General features: G+C 39.5%; 15 protein-coding genes. 9 read left to right on the top strand and 6 right to left on the bottom strand.

Annotated features, from left to right (window positions below; translation table 11 throughout):
- Positions 1-14 precede the first annotated feature (14 nt).
- From J3455_RS10560 to radC, 4 genes are read right to left on the bottom strand one after another with little or no spacing between them, the layout of a single operon-like run.
- Complete coding sequence (locus tag J3455_RS10560; RefSeq protein ID WP_349561699.1) at positions 15-254, bottom strand: hypothetical protein; 240 nt, start codon at positions 252-254, stop codon at positions 15-17.
- A gap of 45 nt (positions 255-299) precedes the next feature.
- The gene (locus tag J3455_RS10555; RefSeq protein WP_062565198.1) at positions 300-860 is read right to left on the bottom strand and encodes a tyrosine-type recombinase/integrase; all 561 of its coding nucleotides are present in this window, start codon (positions 858-860) and stop codon (positions 300-302) included.
- Positions 861-868: 8 nt separating this feature from the next.
- Complete coding sequence (locus J3455_RS10550) at positions 869-1,288, bottom strand: DUF2787 domain-containing protein (protein WP_175078192.1); 420 nt, start codon at positions 1,286-1,288, stop codon at positions 869-871.
- A 14-nt stretch (positions 1,289-1,302) separates the two neighbouring features.
- Complete coding sequence (gene radC, locus J3455_RS10545; RefSeq protein WP_349561697.1) at positions 1,303-1,776, bottom strand: RadC family protein; 474 nt, start codon at positions 1,774-1,776, stop codon at positions 1,303-1,305.
- 123 nt (positions 1,777-1,899) lie between these two features.
- Here radC and J3455_RS10540 point away from each other — a divergent pair, with 123 nt between their 5' ends.
- Complete coding sequence (locus J3455_RS10540; RefSeq protein WP_349561696.1) at positions 1,900-2,097, top strand: helix-turn-helix transcriptional regulator; 198 nt, start codon at positions 1,900-1,902, stop codon at positions 2,095-2,097.
- 35 nt (positions 2,098-2,132) lie between these two features.
- Here the strand turns inward: J3455_RS10540 and J3455_RS10535 are convergent, their stop codons facing one another.
- Complete coding sequence (locus J3455_RS10535) at positions 2,133-4,013, bottom strand: hypothetical protein (RefSeq protein WP_349561694.1); 1,881 nt, start codon at positions 4,011-4,013, stop codon at positions 2,133-2,135.
- Positions 4,014-4,320: 307 nt separating this feature from the next.
- On the opposite strand from J3455_RS10535, the gene J3455_RS10530 reads away from it, so the two are divergent.
- Genes J3455_RS10530 through J3455_RS10495 form a run of 8 tightly spaced genes read left to right on the top strand, consistent with a single transcriptional unit; the run spans position 4,321 to position 16,391 of the window.
- Positions 4,321-5,196 carry a WYL domain-containing protein gene (locus tag J3455_RS10530; RefSeq protein ID WP_349561693.1) on the top strand — a complete coding sequence of 292 codons (876 nt, stop codon included), beginning with the start codon at positions 4,321-4,323 and terminating at the stop codon, positions 5,194-5,196.
- Between the two features lie 2 nt (positions 5,197-5,198).
- A complete protein-coding gene (locus J3455_RS10525; RefSeq protein WP_349561692.1) occupies positions 5,199-5,990 on the top strand; it encodes a hypothetical protein in 792 nt (263 codons plus the stop codon).
- Positions 5,990-6,535 (top strand): BREX protein BrxB domain-containing protein, encoded by a 546-nt coding sequence (locus J3455_RS10520; RefSeq protein WP_349561691.1) that lies wholly within the window; start codon positions 5,990-5,992, stop codon positions 6,533-6,535. Before J3455_RS10525 ends, J3455_RS10520 begins: the two co-directional genes overlap by 1 nt.
- 11 nt (positions 6,536-6,546) lie before the next feature.
- Positions 6,547-10,026 (top strand): BREX system P-loop protein BrxC, encoded by a 3,480-nt coding sequence (gene brxC, locus J3455_RS10515; protein WP_349561689.1) that lies wholly within the window; start codon positions 6,547-6,549, stop codon positions 10,024-10,026.
- A 23-nt stretch (positions 10,027-10,049) separates the two neighbouring features.
- A complete protein-coding gene (locus J3455_RS10510; RefSeq protein ID WP_349561687.1) occupies positions 10,050-13,439 on the top strand; it encodes an Eco57I restriction-modification methylase domain-containing protein in 3,390 nt (1,129 codons plus the stop codon).
- Positions 13,439-15,490 (top strand): BREX-1 system phosphatase PglZ type B, encoded by a 2,052-nt coding sequence (gene pglZ / locus J3455_RS10505; protein WP_349561686.1) that lies wholly within the window; start codon positions 13,439-13,441, stop codon positions 15,488-15,490. Before J3455_RS10510 ends, pglZ begins: the two co-directional genes overlap by 1 nt.
- A gap of 12 nt (positions 15,491-15,502) precedes the next feature.
- A complete protein-coding gene (locus tag J3455_RS10500; protein ID WP_349561684.1) occupies positions 15,503-16,222 on the top strand; it encodes a zeta toxin family protein in 720 nt (239 codons plus the stop codon).
- Positions 16,223-16,232: 10 nt separating this feature from the next.
- Positions 16,233-16,391 carry a hypothetical protein gene (locus J3455_RS10495; protein WP_349561683.1) on the top strand — a complete coding sequence of 53 codons (159 nt, stop codon included), beginning with the start codon at positions 16,233-16,235 and terminating at the stop codon, positions 16,389-16,391.
- Positions 16,392-16,444: 53 nt separating this feature from the next.
- Here J3455_RS10495 and J3455_RS10490 read toward each other — a convergent pair whose 3' ends face one another.
- Positions 16,445-18,304: a DEAD/DEAH box helicase family protein gene (locus J3455_RS10490; protein WP_349561682.1), complete on the bottom strand. Its 1,860-nt coding sequence runs from the start codon at positions 18,302-18,304 to the stop codon at positions 16,445-16,447.
- Positions 18,305-18,308 lie beyond the last annotated feature (4 nt).

Raw genomic sequence — 18,308 nt, 5'->3', positions numbered from 1 at the left:
TTCTTCGTTTGTTACTAGTCAAATAAACTAGCAATACCAGCAATTACGCCACCAGCAACCGCCAATGGAACTGTAACAGGTGCAGAGACTGCACCAGCCCCAATGATGATAGCACCGGATGTAATCGCCCCTGCTGCTGCTCCAGAGCCAACAGCAACGGCTGTACGACCAATACTGGTCTCGCATTTACCCGTAATCTGTTTTGATAACTCATTGCCAACGAGTCCACACGTTACGGCTTTATTTAACGACATAATGCCTCCTATTAAATTGAAAGTAGCACCTAATGCACTACCCTGCTATAGCTCTAACTCTTCAAAATCTTTATCTATTTCCTCCTGTGTTATGCCAATGTAGCGAAGTGTCGTTGCCTCGGAGCTATGGCGAAGCATTTTCATTACCCGCGCTATATCATGCGTTTTATGGTAAAGGTGATACCCACGTGTTTTACGCATTGAATGCGTGCCTAATTTAATGTTCAGTTCTTCGCCTACAAGGGCAAATGCCCTTGTAACAGCCCTTCGTGATAATGGTCTAGGTTTAGAGTATTTAGCTTGCTGATTACGGTAAGACTGAAAAAGGTAGACGTGAGTAGGATGAGTTGAGCGGATCTCATTTATAAAGCTCAATGCCTTGTTATTTAGCTTAATCTCGGCAAGCTTGCCTGTCTTACTTTCAAAAATGAGTAGCCGATCATTTTGTATATCTGTAAATTTAACTGATAACAGATCAGATATTCTCAGAGCTAAATTTAAACCGATATTCCAAACATCACTCATCTGCTTAGAGCTACGCTTCTCTAGTAAATAACTTATTAATTTAACCGTATCTAGATCTTTAACTGCCTGGACTTCAGACATACTCCCTCCTAGTCACAAGTTATTGATACCTGATAACAGCCAGTGCGGTAATACTCAACAAAGTTTGAAATAAATAAAGCAAAAAGTTCATTTGCTTCATTATGGTTCAACCAGCCGACAAGCAAATGAAAAACTCGCTTGCTAGAAAAGCAAATATCAATTTCTTTAACCAATTCAGGGTAAACATTTCCCTGGTAAGAAAAATCAGTAATATATTCGAATTGCCAATTGTTAGTATGCTTTTCTAATCGCACTTCAACTGGATGAAAGCCCCCTGCTTCAGGCCCGTATTCAGGATCTTTAAAGTTGAGCGTTAACGACTTCGCTTTGTCACTAAAACACTCACTAAATGCAATCTCCTTACTAACTATTTCAATAAAAGTGTTTGGCACTTTTAAACCTTTTATTTGCTCTATTTTGATTGCCATTACTCAGTCTCCTTTTAAATTAAGCCATGCTCAGCAAATGAATAACTTGTTTCACCGATTATGATGTGATCAAGAACAGAGACATCTATTAGATTTAATGCATCGCGCAGCTTGTTTGTGATTAATTTGTCTGCTTGGGATGGTGTAGCAACACCAGAAGGATGGTTATGAGACAAAATGACTGAAGCTGCATTTAACGACAAAACTTCTTTTACAACTTCTCGAGGATAAACGCTCGCCGCATTAATGGTTCCCCTGAAAAGCTCTTTAAAAGCGATAACGCGGTTTTGACTATCTAAAAACATTACCGCGAACACTTCGTATTCATGTAATGCCAACTTATGTCTCAGGTAGCTTTCGCAATCGTTCGGGCAATTTAATACACCATCACGAAACTGCTTCTGAGCAATAATGTATGCTGCTGCCTCAAGAATTTGTTCATCATCGACAGGATGCTGAAACTCATACAAAGGTTTTTTCTCTTGCATTTTTTTGTCTCCATTGTGGTGAATGCAAGTAGATGATGTATAGCTATAAAATTTTAGTTTTAGGGCATAAAAAAATACTAACTCCGGAAAAGTTATGAACTAATAACTAACCGGAGAAAATCCATGCGTTTAATCAAATTAAAAGAAGTTTTACACATGACAGGCCTAAGCCGCGCAACGGTATACCGTTTTATGGCTGCTGGTGGATTCCCTATGAAAGTAGAGCTAGGTGGCAACTCTGTAGCTTGGGTGGAAAGTGAAGTAGAAGATTGGATAAATGAGAAAATACTCAAAAGAGACGCTTCAGATACAGCAGCTTAAAGTGCTACCCCATAGCGGGGTAGCCTTAATAAAGCCTACTTACTTAGTTCATAGCAAAGTCTAAAGCCTGTTTTTATGCCTTTATATTTACCTGTACAATCTCGCGGACCAGATGCCCTTAATACATTAGCGTCGCCATAAAAAGAGGTCAAACTCGCTGAACGTATACTTACGCCTTCCAACAACCACTCAGCAAAAAAGTTCGAGTCTATAAACTTTAGCCCGTTTTTTTCAAAACAAGCTAAATTCTCAGGAAACCGTAATGTTAAAGCATCAAAGTCACTCTCATTCATATATGGAGGGTGCGCAGGGTAATGCCTACCGTCAGGTGTATAAAAGGTCATATCACGACTTTTATCAAAGTTAGCATTTTTTCCAACTTCATTATCCCTAACTGCTAAGTACTCATCGTAAGCAAGTAATCTAAGTGGTACGTTTGTTTCTTTTTCAGCACAGTTAATATAAGCCAGTACATCATAAAAAGTGCATGTAGCTGCTAAATTTTTATCAGTCTCACTATTTAACGGGGGTAACGAGTCACCCTTTCTGGTAGCAAAATATTCATGGTTTTTATGTAAAAAATCATTTAGTTCATCTATGGTTATAAGCTCTGAAACCATTAGCTCTTTTTCGGCTAGCTTAACTTTTTTAAAGCCATGTAGGCGCTTATTTGAGCTGCGGCTTTCGATAATATAATCCCCAGAGGCTTTATAATAATTTTGTAATATTACATGTTGCCCAGGGTAGTTTTTAGTTAAACCACCATTAAAATAGTAATGTTGCTCAGCTAAGTGACTATCTAATTCACGATTACCTTTATAGTTAAAGTACTCCCAACGCTTAAATCGATAATCTTCAATACAGCTTGGTATATCTGCTCGTTTTAGGTAGTCACCGTATATCTGATGTGTAAAAACCTTATCTCTTTGGTTTTTAATGACAAAGTCAAAGTTGCCGTTATTGTCAGATAGAAATATAAGGTTTTCGTTGTAAGGAATTACATTCACCCATCCACAATCACTAGCCTGAAGCCGCTCATTTAAGGCTTTTGAAAAAAACTCCATTTGTTTTTTAATTAATTTAACCTCAGATTCAAGCATGCCCTCTTCAAAATAAACTTCTACTTCTGAGTCAGAGTCATAACAATACGTATCACAAAGGTTGTCCCCGAGTAAGTTATAACAACTGGGGACAGTATTATGATTCTTAACTAATATTAGTTCTGCAGCAGTAGTTACTATTTCTTTGTGTTTAACTGCAGTTGGAGTAGCGTCTTGAGCTTTACCATTAGTGATAAAGTCTATGAAACTTGGTAGGCTTGACTTATCCACTACTCTAAAGGCTATTTTTGCTGATAAACCCTGGGATAAAAGCTGTTGTTGACGCTCATTTAATTGAGTTATGTAATAGCCATCACTGAAAACCTTTAAATGAATATCGTTGGTAATTATACTTTCCCAATCACTATCAACCTCAAGTGCGGTATTTAGCTCTAGCATATCCCAGGTTAAAACACCTGAAAAATCGAAGTCGTGCCCAGTAAATAACTTATTCGGCATCTGCCCTTTTGAGTAAAACAGCCTCTCAGATACTTGCTGGTGGGTAAATTGTGTGTAGCCTAGTTGTATTCCACGGTATTTATGCTCAAGTAAATTAACTCGTTTATGCAAGTTATGCTTTACCATGAATGGCTTAATCTTTTCTTCAAACTCATTTGCGTAGTTAGCAAAACCACCCTTAATACCGAGGCTTTTAGCTAGTATATTAAGCCTTGTGGTAGGAGATATTTTTTCTCTGTCTTTAATAATTTTTTTAGCTGAGTATTTTAAGTTCTCTGGTGTTAAACCAGTTACAGGCAGTATATGAAATTTTTCTAGAGGGATGTATGTAGTTGGAACTGTAGTATTATTTTTCATTCTAAAACCTTAAAAAATAGTTAAAGCCCCGTTGTATATTTTAAACGGCGTACTTCTGGCTACTAAGTCCAAGAATGAAGTGTATATCGTAGGTGTTATCTGAAAACGATTCGAGTGCTTTGTTTTGTAAGAAGTACATTACAAACCGCAGGTAAGCCTCTGCCCTTAAAACGCAATTTAATTGCTAAAACATTTAATGTCAAATGTTTATTGTAGTTATTTAAGAAGCACACCACATTAACTCATTTTGATTGCATCTTTAACTTTGCCTGATATAGTTACTACAAAATAATGATTTAGTATATTTATGACTAATACCGCATTGGATGCACTCACACATGCGCAGAGGGAACGCTTAGCGTTCATAGATTTTAATCTGCAGTACTTTGGCCAAGTTGCAAGAGCTGATTTAATTCAGCGTTTTAAAACTGGCTTAGCCGCGTGTACTCGTGATTTTTCATCATATAAAGAACTTGCACCTCAAAATCTAGTATTAAGTCATACAACTAAAAGCTACCACCGCTTAGAAAGCTTTAAACCTTTGTTCGCACATAACGCTGAGAGTATTCTCAGCGCTTTATGCCGTGGTTTTGGTGATGGCCTGTCTAGTGGCGTTCAGCCAAGTGACTACTGCCAAAACGCAACGCGTTTAATACATCCAAATAGCGAGATCATCGCTACTCTAATGCGAGCTATTACTTCTAAAAAAGCAATTGAGTGCCTATATACATCTTTAAGTTCCGGCACAACTTCAAAAGAATTAATCCCCCACTCTATTGTAAATAATGGCACACGCTGGCATGTACGTGCATTTGATAGATCAAACCAAGAATTTAGAGATTTTGTTGCTACCCGTATTGAATGTCCAAAAATACTGCAGTCACTCATTAAACCTGAAGAATACGCAGATAAAGACACCCAATGGCACACCATTTACGATATAATTTTAGCGCCGCACCCACAGCTAAAATACCCAAAAGCAATAGAGCTTGATTACGAAATGGACAACGGGCAATTAAAATTAGAAGTAAGAGCAGCTCTACTCGGTTATTTGCTTAGACAATGGAACGTAGACTGTACCGAACAAGGCACATTAAACTGTAATACTTACCAGTTGCACTTAATCAATAAATCACAACTTAATCTTAAAGATATTGAGATAGCCCCAGGCTATCAGGAATGAACATGGTTGAAGAAAACACACTTAGCCAAATAGGCTTTAAATTTGGCAAAAATGGCGCACACTCTGCTAGAAGCATGATGATTGAAGAGCTTAAAGAGCTTCTTTTTGCTCGTGATGAAAGCGCAACAAAAAAAGATTACGAAGACGATATAATCAATTTTAATATATTGCATAAGCCAACCGAAAAATCACGTTCATTAACCTTTAGGCACCTTGTAGATCTATATGGCATGTCTATGGATATCCCTTTATTTAATGTTTTCCGTCAGTGGTGGGAGCTATCAGAAGACGCTCAGCCAATGTTAGCGCTGCAATTAGCAATAGCAAGAGACCCTATTTTAAGGAATTCAGCTAGTGTCATACTACCACTACAATTAGGCGAACACTTGCCAAGAGAAACGGTAGAGCAGCATCTAGCAAAAGATGATCCAAATCGCTTTAGTGCAGCATCACTTAAATCATTCGCACAAAACATTAATGGCACATGGACCCAGGCTGGCTACTTAGAAGGTAAAGCCAAAAAATACCGCATTCAACCAAAAGCGTCTTACGTTAATTTAGCATACGCACTTTTTCTAGCTTATTGCCACGGTTTAACCGGACAAAGAATGTTTGATAGCTTTTGGTGCCAGATGCTAAGTCAAGATAAAGAGCATTTGTTTGAGTTAGCTCATAGAGCGTCATTGCGTGGCTTAATAAACTTCAAACAAGTGAGTGACATTATAGAAGTCACCTTCCCCAACATAGAGTTACCAGATTTGACGCAGTCAAAGCAGGACGAGGATAAAGAATAATGTCTGATAGATTATCCAAGCTTCTAAGGAGCTTCGACAGCCATATTAGTATTCCTTGGCCAGTAGCGGTTTCCGCTGATGAGCGCACTATTTTTGTTGTTTATAACAAAGAAGATGAGTTAAAGCTAAGAGCACGTATTGGCGAATTCGAAGCAAGTGCAACGCAAAGTGGACACCCTTGGCTACAACTTGATCTAACTCATAGCTTTGAAGAATGGATGGCAGATCAAGAATACAAAGAAGGTTACTTTGAGGATCCAGAATATCTTGCAGGCTTATATGAAGACTTTTCTGATGAATTGATAGAGAAGCTATCAACCAAGATAAATGAAAATCAAGACGAGAATGGTGTAGTTGCACTTCTTGGCTGTGGTGCTTTGTTTGGTTTTGCATCCGTTTCTGGCTTAGTTGAAGAAGTGGCAAAACAAGTTAAAGGCCGCTTAGTCGTTTTCTTCCCCGGTGAATATCAAAACAATAATTTTAAACTTTTAGATGCCAAGGATGGGTGGGGCTATCACGCAACCGCCATCACAGCAATGTCATAAGGAACAAGTAAATGCTAAATAGAGAAATATATTTCAACGACCCACTACAAAATCATTTAGCTAATGAAGGTGTAGCAACAGTAAAAGATGACCTAACAAAATTAGAGTTAGATATTCTAGAGTACGAGCTTAGAACCTTTGTTTGTGATGGCGCATATGCTGAAGGCTTAGAAAGAATTTTAAAATCTTACATAGACAGTGTAAAAAGAAACGCTAAACAGCCTTGTGTATGGATCAGCGGATTCTTCGGCTCTGGTAAATCTCACTTAGCCAAAATGGCACGTGCATTATGGACCAATCAAACATTAAATAACGGCCAAACTGCACGTAGTATTGTTGACTTACCAAGCAATATTGCAGCTCTTTTAGACGAACTATCTACACAGGCAACTCAACATAATGGACTGCATGCAGCTTCTGGCACACTTAGTTCTAGCGCAGGCAAAAATGTTCGTTTGGCATTTTTAAGTATCATATTTAAGTCGGTTGGCTTACCAGAGCAATATCATTTAGCACGTTTTGTCATGTGGCTAAAAGAAGAAGGCATTTACGACCAAGTTCGAGAATACGTAACAACGAATGCCAAAAAGAAAGAAGGTCGAGATCCTTGGGAGCATGAATTAAAAAACCTTCATATGTCTCCTGTTGTTGGTAATGCAATTTTAAATGCCATACCCGGCTTTGCACCTTCGCCTGTCGAAGTCAGCAAAATGATCCGCTCTCAATACCAACAAGTGAAAGACGTATCAAACGACGAAATGGTGACAGCGGTGATAGACGCTATTGCTATTAATGGTGAGCTACCATTAACACTTGTTGTGCTAGATGAAGTTCAGCAATACATTGGCGACGATATTGATACGGCGATGGCAGTGCAAGAACTTGGTGAAACCTGTGGTGAAGATGGTCGATTAGACTCTAAATTGTTATTTATTGGCACAGGCCAAAGTGCGTTAACCAGTACTGAAAACCTTCAACGTCTAATGGGCCGTTTTACCGTTAACGTGCAACTTCAAGATACCGATGTTGATTCGGTTATTCGTAAAGTCATATTGCAAAAAAATGAGAGTGCGCGTAGCTCAATCCAAACCGTTATCGATAACGAATTAGGCGAGATTAGTCGTCATTTACGCGGTAGTATTATTGAGCACAACAAAGATGATGAAAAATGGATGGTTGCAGACTACCCGCTATTACCAGTGCGCCGTCGTTTTTGGGAAAAAGTGCTTCCAGCGCTCGATAAAACAGGCACAGGCTCTCAACTTCGTAACCAATTACGCATCGTTCATGAAGCAACAAAATCTACGGCTGAACAGCCTTTAGGTTGTGTGGTGCCAGCTGATTATATCTACGATCAAATCGCTACCAAGCTATTAAATAGTGGTGTTATCGGTAAAGATATTTATGAAACTATTAGCCGTTTAAAGGCTGGCAACAGCGATCAAAAATTACAATCTCGCTTATTGGCTTTAATACTGTTGATCAGCAAGTTACCTACAGATATTGAATCAGGTATTGCTGCTACGGCTGATACATTGTCTGATTTACTGTTGGAGAACCTCCAAGAAGGTAAGCATGAACTCAGAGCACTCGTACCGAAACTGCTTACTCAATTAGTTGATGATGGCCTAGTCATGCCAATGCAAACGGCTGTAGGTGAAGAATATCGCCTTCAAACAGTCGAAAGCCAGCAATGGTACGATATGTATCGCCAACAAGAGAATGAATTAAAGGCTAACCCACAAAAGCTTGAATATTTCCGCTCTCAAGAAATACAGCAGTTCGTTCGCAAACAGGTAGCGCAAGCTCGTATAACTCAAGGTGATGTTGCAGAACCAAGACCAATTAACCTTGAGTTTGGTCGAGAACTACCTAGTGATGCAGACAAAAAGCTCTATGCTTGGGCACCAGAAGTGCCAGAAAAGAACTTCAATGCCTTGGCGCGTGGTGCCGATCCTGATTCAGCAACTATTTACATCCATGTACCAACATCACAGCGTGATGAATTACGTAAAGCTATTATTGAATTAAAGGCTGCAGAAACCACGATAGATGTGCGAGGCACTGCTAAAACAGATGCTGGTAAAGAAGCTTATGCCGCAATGGAATATCGTTTCAAAGAAGCGGACCGAACGAAAAAAGCCATCTTAAAAGGTATCTTTAGTCAAATTCAGGTAAAACTGGCAGGTGGCCAAGAAATTGAAGGCGCAAACCTAGCAGAGCAAATTCAAAACGCAGGAAAGCTCGCAAGCCAACGTTTATTTAGTAAGTTCAAAATGGCCGATGACAAAGGCTGGGCAAAAGTATATAGCCGAGCTAGCACGCAAGGTGATCCTAATGCACTAGAAGCGATTGGTCACAATGATGATGCAGATAAACACCCGGTATGTTCTGAAATTAAACGCTTTGTTGGTCTAGTTAAAACAGGCAAAGAGATCATCGACAACTTTAAAGATGCACCTTATGGTTGGGGTAAAGATACTATCGAGGGTGCCCTTTTCGCAATGGTCGCAGCCGGTGTAATAAATGCAAAAGACGCACAAGAGCGCCCTGTAGATGCAAAAAGTTTAGATAGATCTTCAGTAACCCAAACTAGGTTCCGCCCTGAAAACGTAACCTTATCAAAAGTACAAATTATTAAAGTACGAGGCTTAATAAATGCCTTACTACCTGAGGGGCAAAACTGCGGTAGTAATGAAGAACAAAGTAAACTACCACTTGCGATAGCCAATGCAAAACAAATTGCTCGCAGTGCAGGTGGTGAAGCGCCTTTACCTCTAGCGCCATGTACCACAGTACTTACTGATTTAGAAATGTACTCAGGTAACGAGCAACTTCAGCAAGCTTTTGATGCCAAAGACGAAATTGAAACCAAGTTCAAACAATGGCAAGAGCAGGCTGATTTAGCTAAGAGCAGAATGAACCAATGGAATGAGCTTAAAACAGCATCTCGTTTATGCAAAGATTTAGCGATACATCGCACTATTTCTGAACAAATGGACTTCATTGAAAGCAATCGTAGCTTGTTAGCTGAACCTAACCCAATCAGCCCTCTACTAAAACAAGCGGAATCTGCCTTACGCGACGCTATAACAGCTAAGCTTTCTGAATATGAAGACGAATTCAATGCGTGCCACCGTGACCTAATGGATGACGCTAATTGGGCTAAGCTAGATGAAAATAAAAAGCAAGATTTATTACGAAAACGAAGCTTAGACTCAGTACCTATCGTTGAATTATCTTCATCAGCCTTAGTATATGACGCAATTGAAGAAACCAGCTTCGAGCAGTGGAATGATCGTATTTCAGCATTACCTGGGCGCTTTGACGCAGCCCTTAAAGACGCCATTAACGAACTTGCACCTAAAGTAAAACATATTCGATTAAATAAACCATTGATTGAATCAGAAGAAGATCTGCAAAAGTGGCTAGCTGAAATCGAAGTCCAAATTAGTGCTGAACTGGCCAATGGCCCTGTGGTACCTAGCTAATAAGCTTGCTAAAGGAATAAAAAATGAGAACACCATTAGATAAAACATTACGCGGCAAGCTTGAAAAAACAGTAGAAAAAGCCCGAGACATTGTTGAAGTTGCAGTAACAGAAGCGCTTACTCGCTTAGGTATTAGCGAAGGAAGTGCGCCTAGCTATTTAAGTGAAGCAGAGCGTAAGCTCAGAACGCGTTTACGTGCCCACGGCCGTCAATTAGGTGATGTGTTAAATCGTGATTCAGGCAAACAAGAAACAGAGTTGCTAGTTAACGAAATGGCATACGAGCATTGGCATCGCATGCTGTTTGCTCGCTTCTTAGAGCAAAGTGACTTGTTAATGTATGATCAGAATACACACGTTACCCTAGATGAATGTAAGGAACTGGCTGAAGAAAGCGATCCATTAGGTGATGGCTCAGAAGTTAAAGACGGTTGGGATTTAGCAGGCCGTTTAGCACAAAAGATGTTGCCGCAAATCTTCCGCGCCGATTCGCCTGTGTTCGACGTCAAACTTTCCATTAACCATGTTCATGCCCTAGAAGAACTCATTGCAGACTTGCACCTGGATACGTTCCAAGCATCTGATGCCCTTGGCTGGTGTTATCAATTCTGGCAAAACAAAAAGAAAAAACAGGTCAATGAATCTGGCGTAAAAATCGGTGCCAAAGAATTAAGCCCGGTGACTCAGCTATTCACCGAACCTTATATGGTGAGCTTTTTACTCGACAACGCGCTTGGTGCTTGGTGGGCAAAACGACGCTTGACACAAGACGACTTAGTTACAGCTTCCAACGAGCAAGAGCTGAGAGATTTAGCCTCTATTCCCGGCGTACCGCTTGAGTATTTAAGATTTGTTCAGGATGAATCTACAAAAACATGGAGTTGCGCCGCAGGTGATTTTGATAAATGGCCAGACAATTTAAGTGAATTTAAAACCCTCGACCCATGCTGTGGGTCGGGTCACTTTTTAGTAGCCAAGTTTTTAATGTTAGTACCAATTCGTATGGAGCTAGAGGGACTAAGCGCTAAACAAGCCATTGATAAAGTATTGGCTCAAAATATACATGGCTTAGAACTCGACCAACGCTGTGTTGAACTGGCTGCATTTGCCTTGGCGCTAGAAGCATGGCGTTACCCTAACTCAGGTGGTTATCGCCAACTACCAGAATTGCAACTTGCCTGTTCGGGTGTGTCCATTAATGAAGCACAAAAGGAATGGAAAGATTTAGCTAAAGGCGATGAAAAGTTGCAAGGTGCTATTAAGTGGATGCTACAGACTTTTAAAGAAGCTCCTACTTTAGGAAGCTTGATTGATCCAAGTAAATCTCTTGATGAGTATTCATTAAGACCTTGGGAAGTGTTGCAAAAAGCAATTATAGATAAATATGATGTTAGTGAGGAGGCTAGAGCTATGGCTCAAGGCTTGGCTAAATCATCCGAATTACTTTCTGAAAAGTTTGACTGGATTACTACTAATGTACCATATAGGTCTGCAAATGACCTTTGTGAAGAAATAAAGGATTATGCTAATACCAATTGTGAATATGCTCGAACAGATTTAGCTACTATATTCTTTGATAAACTAACAAGGCTTGTATCAGATCCTGGAGTAATTTCTTTAGTAACCCCACAAAATATTTTAATTCAGCCTACATATAAATATTTTAGAAAACGTTTATTGACTAAGTTTGATTGGAAATTATTGGTAAGGCTTGGACCTGGGGCATTTCAAGAAATATCAGGGGAAGTAGTAAACGTACTATTGCTTACAGTAGGTAAATTTAGAGAAAGAGACAACATTCATACAATTGATTGCGGAAGAAAAAGTTCATTTGAAGAGAAAGGGTCATTAATTCAAAGGGATGAACCTAAAATAATTTCTCAAGAGCAACAAATTATTAATAGCGATAGCGTAATATATTTAAGCCCATTTTCTAATGATGTATCACTCCTTGGAGATTATTGTTCTTCAGTTCAAGGAATAAAGACAGGCGGAGACGACCAGTTTAAAAGGTCATTTTGGGAGTTTTCTAAAAAGTTGCCAAAATGGAAATGGTATCAGAGCACTGTATCTAAATCTGGCTTTTATGGTGGTTTGCACTATTTACTTTTCTGGGACTTAAATGGAGACCACTTAGCCCGAAAGCAAGGTATGACTGCCTGGGGGAAAAAAGGCGTCGCCATAAGCCAAATGTCAAATCTGCCTTACGCCCTTTATATGGGAGAAGCATTTGACAGTAACATGACTGCTGTTGTCGATAATACAAACTGCTTTCTTCCATTACTTAATTACACTTATTCAGAAGAGTACTCTAAAGATGTAAGAGAATTTGATCAATCAATGAAGCCAACAAATAGCAGCTTTGAAAAAGTTTTGTTTAATAAAAGGAAGTGGGAGGAAACAGGAAATTTTCGAAAAGGTGCTCCTATTCCCTTACCGCATACAGATGATCTTACACAATGGATTTTTCATGGTCACCCTTGTGAATCAGTTGTTTGGAATGAAGAAACTAAAAAGACTGCTATTGGAAAGCTACGCGAAGACGACACCGTTCTGCAAGTAGCGGTTGCTCGTCTATTAGGTTATCGATGGCCAGCAGAGCTGGACACGGAAATGGAATTAGCGCCTGAAATGCGCGAAATCATTGCTCAGAACAAAGTGTTTGAAGGTTTAGTGGATGATGACGGCATTGTTTGTATTCCTGCCATACGCGGTGAAAAACCTGCCGTAGATAGATTAGAAGCCATATTGCATGCAGCCTATGGTGAAAAGTGGTCCGCCACTGTATTAAACAATTTATTAAAATCCGTTAAGTCTCGCGACTTAAACATCTGGCTACGTGATAAGTTCTTTGAGCAACACTGTAAACTGTTCCAACATCGTCCGTTTATTTGGCACATATGGGATGGCTTGCCTGATGGTTTCTCTGCGTTAGTCAATTACCATCAACTCGATTACAAAGGCTTAGAGCGCTTAATTTACACCTATCTTGATGACTGGATTAGTACTCAAATTCAGCTAGAAAAAGATGGTGACGAAGGTGCTGAAATTCGTTTAGCCGCAGCTCGAAACCTAAGAAAACAGCTTGAAGATATTTTAGTTGGTGAAAAAGGGTTAGATATTTTTGTACGCTGGAAGTCATTGGCGGAACAACCTATCGGTTGGAACCCGGACTTAAATGACGGTGTTCGCCTGAACATCCGCCCATTCATGAAAGCGAAAGATGTTGGCAAGAAAGACGCAGGGATTCTGCGTTCAAAACCCAATATTCATTGGAAAAAAGACCGTGGCACCGATGTAGAGTCAGCCCCTTGGTATGACTTAGGGTTAGAGTATGGCGGCAAACAAGGCGACCGTATCAACGACCATCACCTAACACTGGCCGAAAAAAAAGCAGCGAGAGATAAAGTTTAATGCAATTAGTAGACTACTTAATTGAACAGCTAAGAAACTCAGCTAAATATAATTCAGCGGTGCAAGTAGCCCCTGCTGCTATTTTGTGGACTGATATTGAATGCCAGTGGCAGCCTGCTATGCCTTATATTAAGCAGCATTTACCTGAACTAGTAGAATTAGGCGAATATAATCCTGACCAACGTATAGGCCCTGCTATTTGGATTAAGTGCGCCATAGCTGGGTTGTTGGAGGATTGTGAATTACCAAAAGACAAGGCGCCTATTATTTACTTACCAGGTGTGGGTCGTAAAGACTTACGGGCGATTGAGCAGTGCCCCGATGAATTAAGGCCGTTAGCTGAATTACAATATCGTGGCTGTTGGTGGGCTTATAATACGGCAGGCAGAGATTGGTCTGTAGGCTCATTTTTAACAAACCCAAGAGTTGGCCTTGAGCTTGATGTAGCCAAGGATAGAAAAACCCAAGAAGCTATTTTAAATATTCTTCCTGACTTGCTTGAAACACCTGATGAAGCGCTAAAAGGCAAAAAGCTAGAAGCACAGGACTTCAATAGCATTGTGATGGAAGATCCTGCCAAAGATATATTGAGCTGGCTAAATGACCCACAAGACAAAAAGCGTTCATGGGCAGATAGAAAGTGGGCTGCGTTCCAACAAACCTGTACTGAAAGCTATGATTTTAATCCTGAATCTTCGGATGTTAATCAGGTCCTCTTTAAGCTATGTGAAGCGGAAGGCGAGTGGTCTTCTGTATGGCAGCGCTTTGTGGATACAGCACATAACCTTCCTTCTTTAGTTAGTCGCCTAAGTGCGATTCAACCAGATGGTTTGGCATTTGAAGCAAGTCACTTCTTATCAGAAAATGATAAAGATGAAAATGAACTGGCCAAAGAGTTAAGTAACTCTTCAGAGATAGATGCTGTAACATTAAAAGACTCTATTTTATCGCTATATGAGCAACATAAAGAAAGAAAAAGCTGGCTTTGGTATAAGTTAGAACGCTCACCTTGGTTGGCTATATTGGAGCAACTAGCAGAAGTAGTTGAACATACTAATGTTGCTTTTACTGGTCCTAGTGTTGAGCAAATGGCTGAAACCTATAAAGAACGCTTTTGGCGAGCCGATGCTGCTGCCATAAATGCAATGGCTGTTGCAAAAGATATCAACCAAGAACAAATAGTTGCTGATATTTTGGCAGTTATTTATACCCCTTGGCTTGAGAAAGTAGCGCTAAACTTCCAGAACTTAGTTAGAGCAGAGGGTTACCCTGGTAACCCAGGAAAGAATAATGAAGTTAACGAATCGACCTCCGCATATAATGTTGACGGGCAAGTTGTTTTCTTTGTTGATGGATTACGTTTTGATACCGCTAAAGCTTTACAGGATAAATTAGATAAGTCTGGATTAAGCACAGAATTAACAACGAACTGGTGTGCTTTACCTTCACTTACGGCAACAGCCAAAGCTGCGGTGACGCCAGTCGGTGATTTACTTGATGGTGCCCAAGAGAATGATAACTTTACTCCAAAGCTAAAAGATTCAACTTCTGAGTTTGGTTCCTACCAGTTTAAGAAAGCACTCAAGGATCGAAACTGGCAATATTTAGAGGGATTAGAAACGGGAGAACCTAATGGGAATGCATGGGTTCAAACGGGCGATCTAGATAATATGGGTCATAAACAACAACTAAAAATGCCTCGTAATATTGATGCTGTGTTAGATGACGTAGTTGCTCGCGTAAAAGGTTTGTTCGAAGCAGGTTGGAATAATATTCGTATCGTTACTGATCATGGTTGGCTTTGGGTACCTGACAAACTTAAAGATGCCGATATTTCCAAAAATGTTGTTAAAAAGCGCCTAGCAAGATGCGCTATTTTGAAAGACAACGTAGATAGCAGCGAGTTAAAAGTACCTTGGCATTGGAATGAGAACGTTTCTGTTGCAATGGCTCCCGGTATCGCAGGTTATGTAGGTGGAGATTACTACAACCACGGCGGACTGAGCTTGCAGGAATGTTTAACGCCTGTGATTAATATAAATAAACCTTAAGTTTTATACCGTATGACCGATGAAGAAATTATAAAGAAAGCGATAGCGCAAGCTAAGACAATGAAGAAATCTATTGCCAAAAGCATGATTGATCATTTGCCTGAAGAAGAAAGTGCTGTATCGGTATTTATGGCTGGTTCACCGGGCGCTGGAAAAACGGAAACGGCTAAAAGCATAATTTCTCAGTTTAAAAAAGAGCATGGTGTAGAAGTTGTTCATATTGAAAATGATGAATTGAGGAAAGAGTTTGAGGATTATAAGGGACTAAATTCACCTCTTTTTCAAACTCCAGCTACACTGTTGGTAGAAGCTATTCATGATCGGGCTTTGATGAAAAAGGTAAGCTTTTTGCTTGATTCAACACTGTCTAGTTTTGAGAAAGCAAAATCCAATATTGAACGATCACTTAAAAGAGAACGCTATGTTTTGATAATCTTTGTATATCAAGATCCTGAGCAGGCATGGTGTTTAGTAAAGGCACGTGAAATTGTTGAAGGCAGAAGGGTTCCACCTGAGGTTTTTGTTGATCAATTTCTTAAATCTCAAGCTGTTGTTAGTGAGCTTAAGAAAATATTTAAAGATCAAATAGATATTATTTTTATGGAGAAAAACCTTGATGGAACAAGAGAAAAGCCTTACTTTAATGTTAGCGACATTGACTCTTTGCTCGGCAAAAAGTACAATCGCGCCTCACTTGAAGCCATTGCTGGCATAGGTAATTCAACAAAATAAGGAGTACGACATGTTTGCTAAATCTCGTGAAAAAGTTAAGTCTACGCCTTTTTCTGAATTTGTGAGAAACAGTTCAGCTAGAGAGAAAAGAAAATTCTTCGATAAGGTTATAAAAGAAACCGTGGCAGTACAAAAAGCCATGATTGAAGAATCTAAAGTTTGTAGATAATTAACAGATTTTATTACTAAACTAAAGCCGTTCATTTGAACGGCTTTTTTGATTTAAAAAACAGAATCTTTCCTGATTCTTGTAGTTTTGATTTGTTCGGAATCTGCCTGTTTTCTATCCGTCAATTCTTTTGAATATTCACCGCGTAGATAAAGCAAAATTATAGTGTCGTCTTTCTCTACATTTAACAATGTAGAAATCTCTGCCAGATCATCTTCATCCATAGAACGCTTAAATGCATCGGTTTGTCTTGAAAGGTTATATATGCTGAAGACGCTCGCCATGACCTTTTTATCTTCCGTAGATTCACCTCCACCAGGGTTTACTATTTTATTGAATTCAACAGGCTCACCTTGATCTAACAAGGTTGTGAATTCTAATGCTCTACTCTTCGCACAACTGGGGGTGTAATCATCATAGGTAACCCCGTTAACCCATTGTGCCTTTATCCAGTTTTGATGTTCACCTTTAAGTGCTCTTCCCTGCTTACGGAGTGGACCATCATCTTTTAATAACTCAGCTCTAATTAGGTTGATTGCTTCAAGCAACTCTTGATTCTTCGTATAAAGTGAGTAATCAAAGGCAGGGTCTGTTAACTTGCCCGGCACTGCAATATAACCGCCGGTTAAATATGTTTTACTATCATCCTTTTTACGAGATGCTTTATATTCAACTTGAGGGGCGATACTTATACCACGGTCAAAACCTCTTACTTCGTATTTAGCGCAAATATCTTCAAAAACTTCATGTAAACCTTCGAAGTCACTTTTATCACTATTTAATTCAAGGTGGTTTAGTAAGTCGCTGTAAGCTTTAATAGCATCAAGGTTTGTATAATGTTTAGCCACTGTATTATTATGATAACCACAAGCACGACCAATATTTGCCTGCACAATTGCAGCTATATTAGCAATGGTACTATCCCAGGTATTAATGAGCGTACTCTTCATTTCTTGACCAAAATTAATACCAGCCCTAAAGCCTGCAACAGTAATTGCAATGACTTTATCGTCAAACATAGCTGCTGCTTCATATTCACGTTTAAAGTCGTCGATACTTGCTAAGTCACCTTCCTCAACCCCCACCAGCTTTTGGCCAATAACCATAATTTGCTCTTCAGCTATACCGTTTTCTAGCAAGATACTTTTTGCTAAGTTAGCCTGGCTACTAGGAACTCTAATTAATGACCACCCTGATGAAGGATGCTCTTTGAACTGTCTAATAAACCGCTTACGTAGTAAAGAATCATCACAAAAATTACGCTGTTCTTCAGTTAACTTTACTATTTGGTTGTTGCGGTGCATTTCCCTGATGCCCAAATACTCATCACTTGTTTTATGAAAAACAAGACTGGTTTTAAAATCGTGACGAAGTATCGAGTCTGCGCCTGCCGAGTAAAGTGCGCTAAAAGGTGTGGCTGAAATAAAAGCAACTTTACAGTTTGTGTTTTCTTTTTCGAGATACTCAAAAACTTTAGCATATCTAACGGCCTCTGAACCTGCACCATAGTGACATTCATCTATGATAATGAGCTTAGGCGATTGGGCTTTAAAGTTACTTGAGAGTGCGAAACTCATATTAGTAAAGTTACTCACAACAACATTATTACATTTGGCAAGGTCTTGCTTGGCCTGCTCTTGGAGTGACAAATCAGCCATTGTGACCAAATAAAGTGTATCTTTTAACTTTGAGCGCTCACAAATATCTGTATCTGATAAACTAAGCCTTTGTAATGCTGCTAGTGCTAGTGCGATACCCGATTTTCCTGATTGCATTTCGGCAGTTATTACAACAGCACGAACCCCCTGTTGAAAATGGCTAAATGCTCTCTGTGCAGCATGCTGTTGATGTTCAAACGTATCATTAGATACTACTTCTTTTAGATACTCTCTGTGTTTTTCTGCTTGATTCATAGAC

It is taken from the genome of Pseudoalteromonas sp. NFXS39 (assembly GCF_040148775.1).
GTDB classification, from domain to species: Bacteria; Pseudomonadota; Gammaproteobacteria; order Enterobacterales; family Alteromonadaceae; genus Pseudoalteromonas; species Pseudoalteromonas apostichopi.
This window is presented reverse-complemented; position numbering and strand designations above follow the sequence as displayed.

Coding starts and splice junctions, on each gene's coding strand:
- J3455_RS10555 (WP_062565198.1), bottom strand. CDS start 860: ATGTCTGAAGTCCAGGCAGTTAAAGATCTAGATACGGTTAAATTAATA.
- J3455_RS10490 (WP_349561682.1), bottom strand. CDS start 18,304: ATGAATCAAGCAGAAAAACACAGAGAGTATCTAAAAGAAGTAGTATCT.
- J3455_RS10540 (WP_349561696.1), top strand. CDS start 1,900: ATGCGTTTAATCAAATTAAAAGAAGTTTTACACATGACAGGCCTAAGC.
- J3455_RS10550 (WP_175078192.1), bottom strand. CDS start 1,288: ATGGCAATCAAAATAGAGCAAATAAAAGGTTTAAAAGTGCCAAACACT.
- J3455_RS10500 (WP_349561684.1), top strand. CDS start 15,503: ATGACCGATGAAGAAATTATAAAGAAAGCGATAGCGCAAGCTAAGACA.
- J3455_RS10560 (WP_349561699.1), bottom strand. CDS start 254: ATGTCGTTAAATAAAGCCGTAACGTGTGGACTCGTTGGCAATGAGTTA.
- J3455_RS10525 (WP_349561692.1), top strand. CDS start 5,199: ATGGTTGAAGAAAACACACTTAGCCAAATAGGCTTTAAATTTGGCAAA.
- radC (WP_349561697.1), bottom strand. CDS start 1,776: ATGCAAGAGAAAAAACCTTTGTATGAGTTTCAGCATCCTGTCGATGAT.
- J3455_RS10535 (WP_349561694.1), bottom strand. CDS start 4,013: ATGAAAAATAATACTACAGTTCCAACTACATACATCCCTCTAGAAAAA.
- J3455_RS10495 (WP_349561683.1), top strand. CDS start 16,233: ATGTTTGCTAAATCTCGTGAAAAAGTTAAGTCTACGCCTTTTTCTGAA.
- J3455_RS10530 (WP_349561693.1), top strand. CDS start 4,321: ATGACTAATACCGCATTGGATGCACTCACACATGCGCAGAGGGAACGC.
- J3455_RS10510 (WP_349561687.1), top strand. CDS start 10,050: ATGAGAACACCATTAGATAAAACATTACGCGGCAAGCTTGAAAAAACA.
- pglZ (WP_349561686.1), top strand. CDS start 13,439: ATGCAATTAGTAGACTACTTAATTGAACAGCTAAGAAACTCAGCTAAA.
- J3455_RS10520 (WP_349561691.1), top strand. CDS start 5,990: ATGTCTGATAGATTATCCAAGCTTCTAAGGAGCTTCGACAGCCATATT.
- brxC (WP_349561689.1), top strand. CDS start 6,547: ATGCTAAATAGAGAAATATATTTCAACGACCCACTACAAAATCATTTA.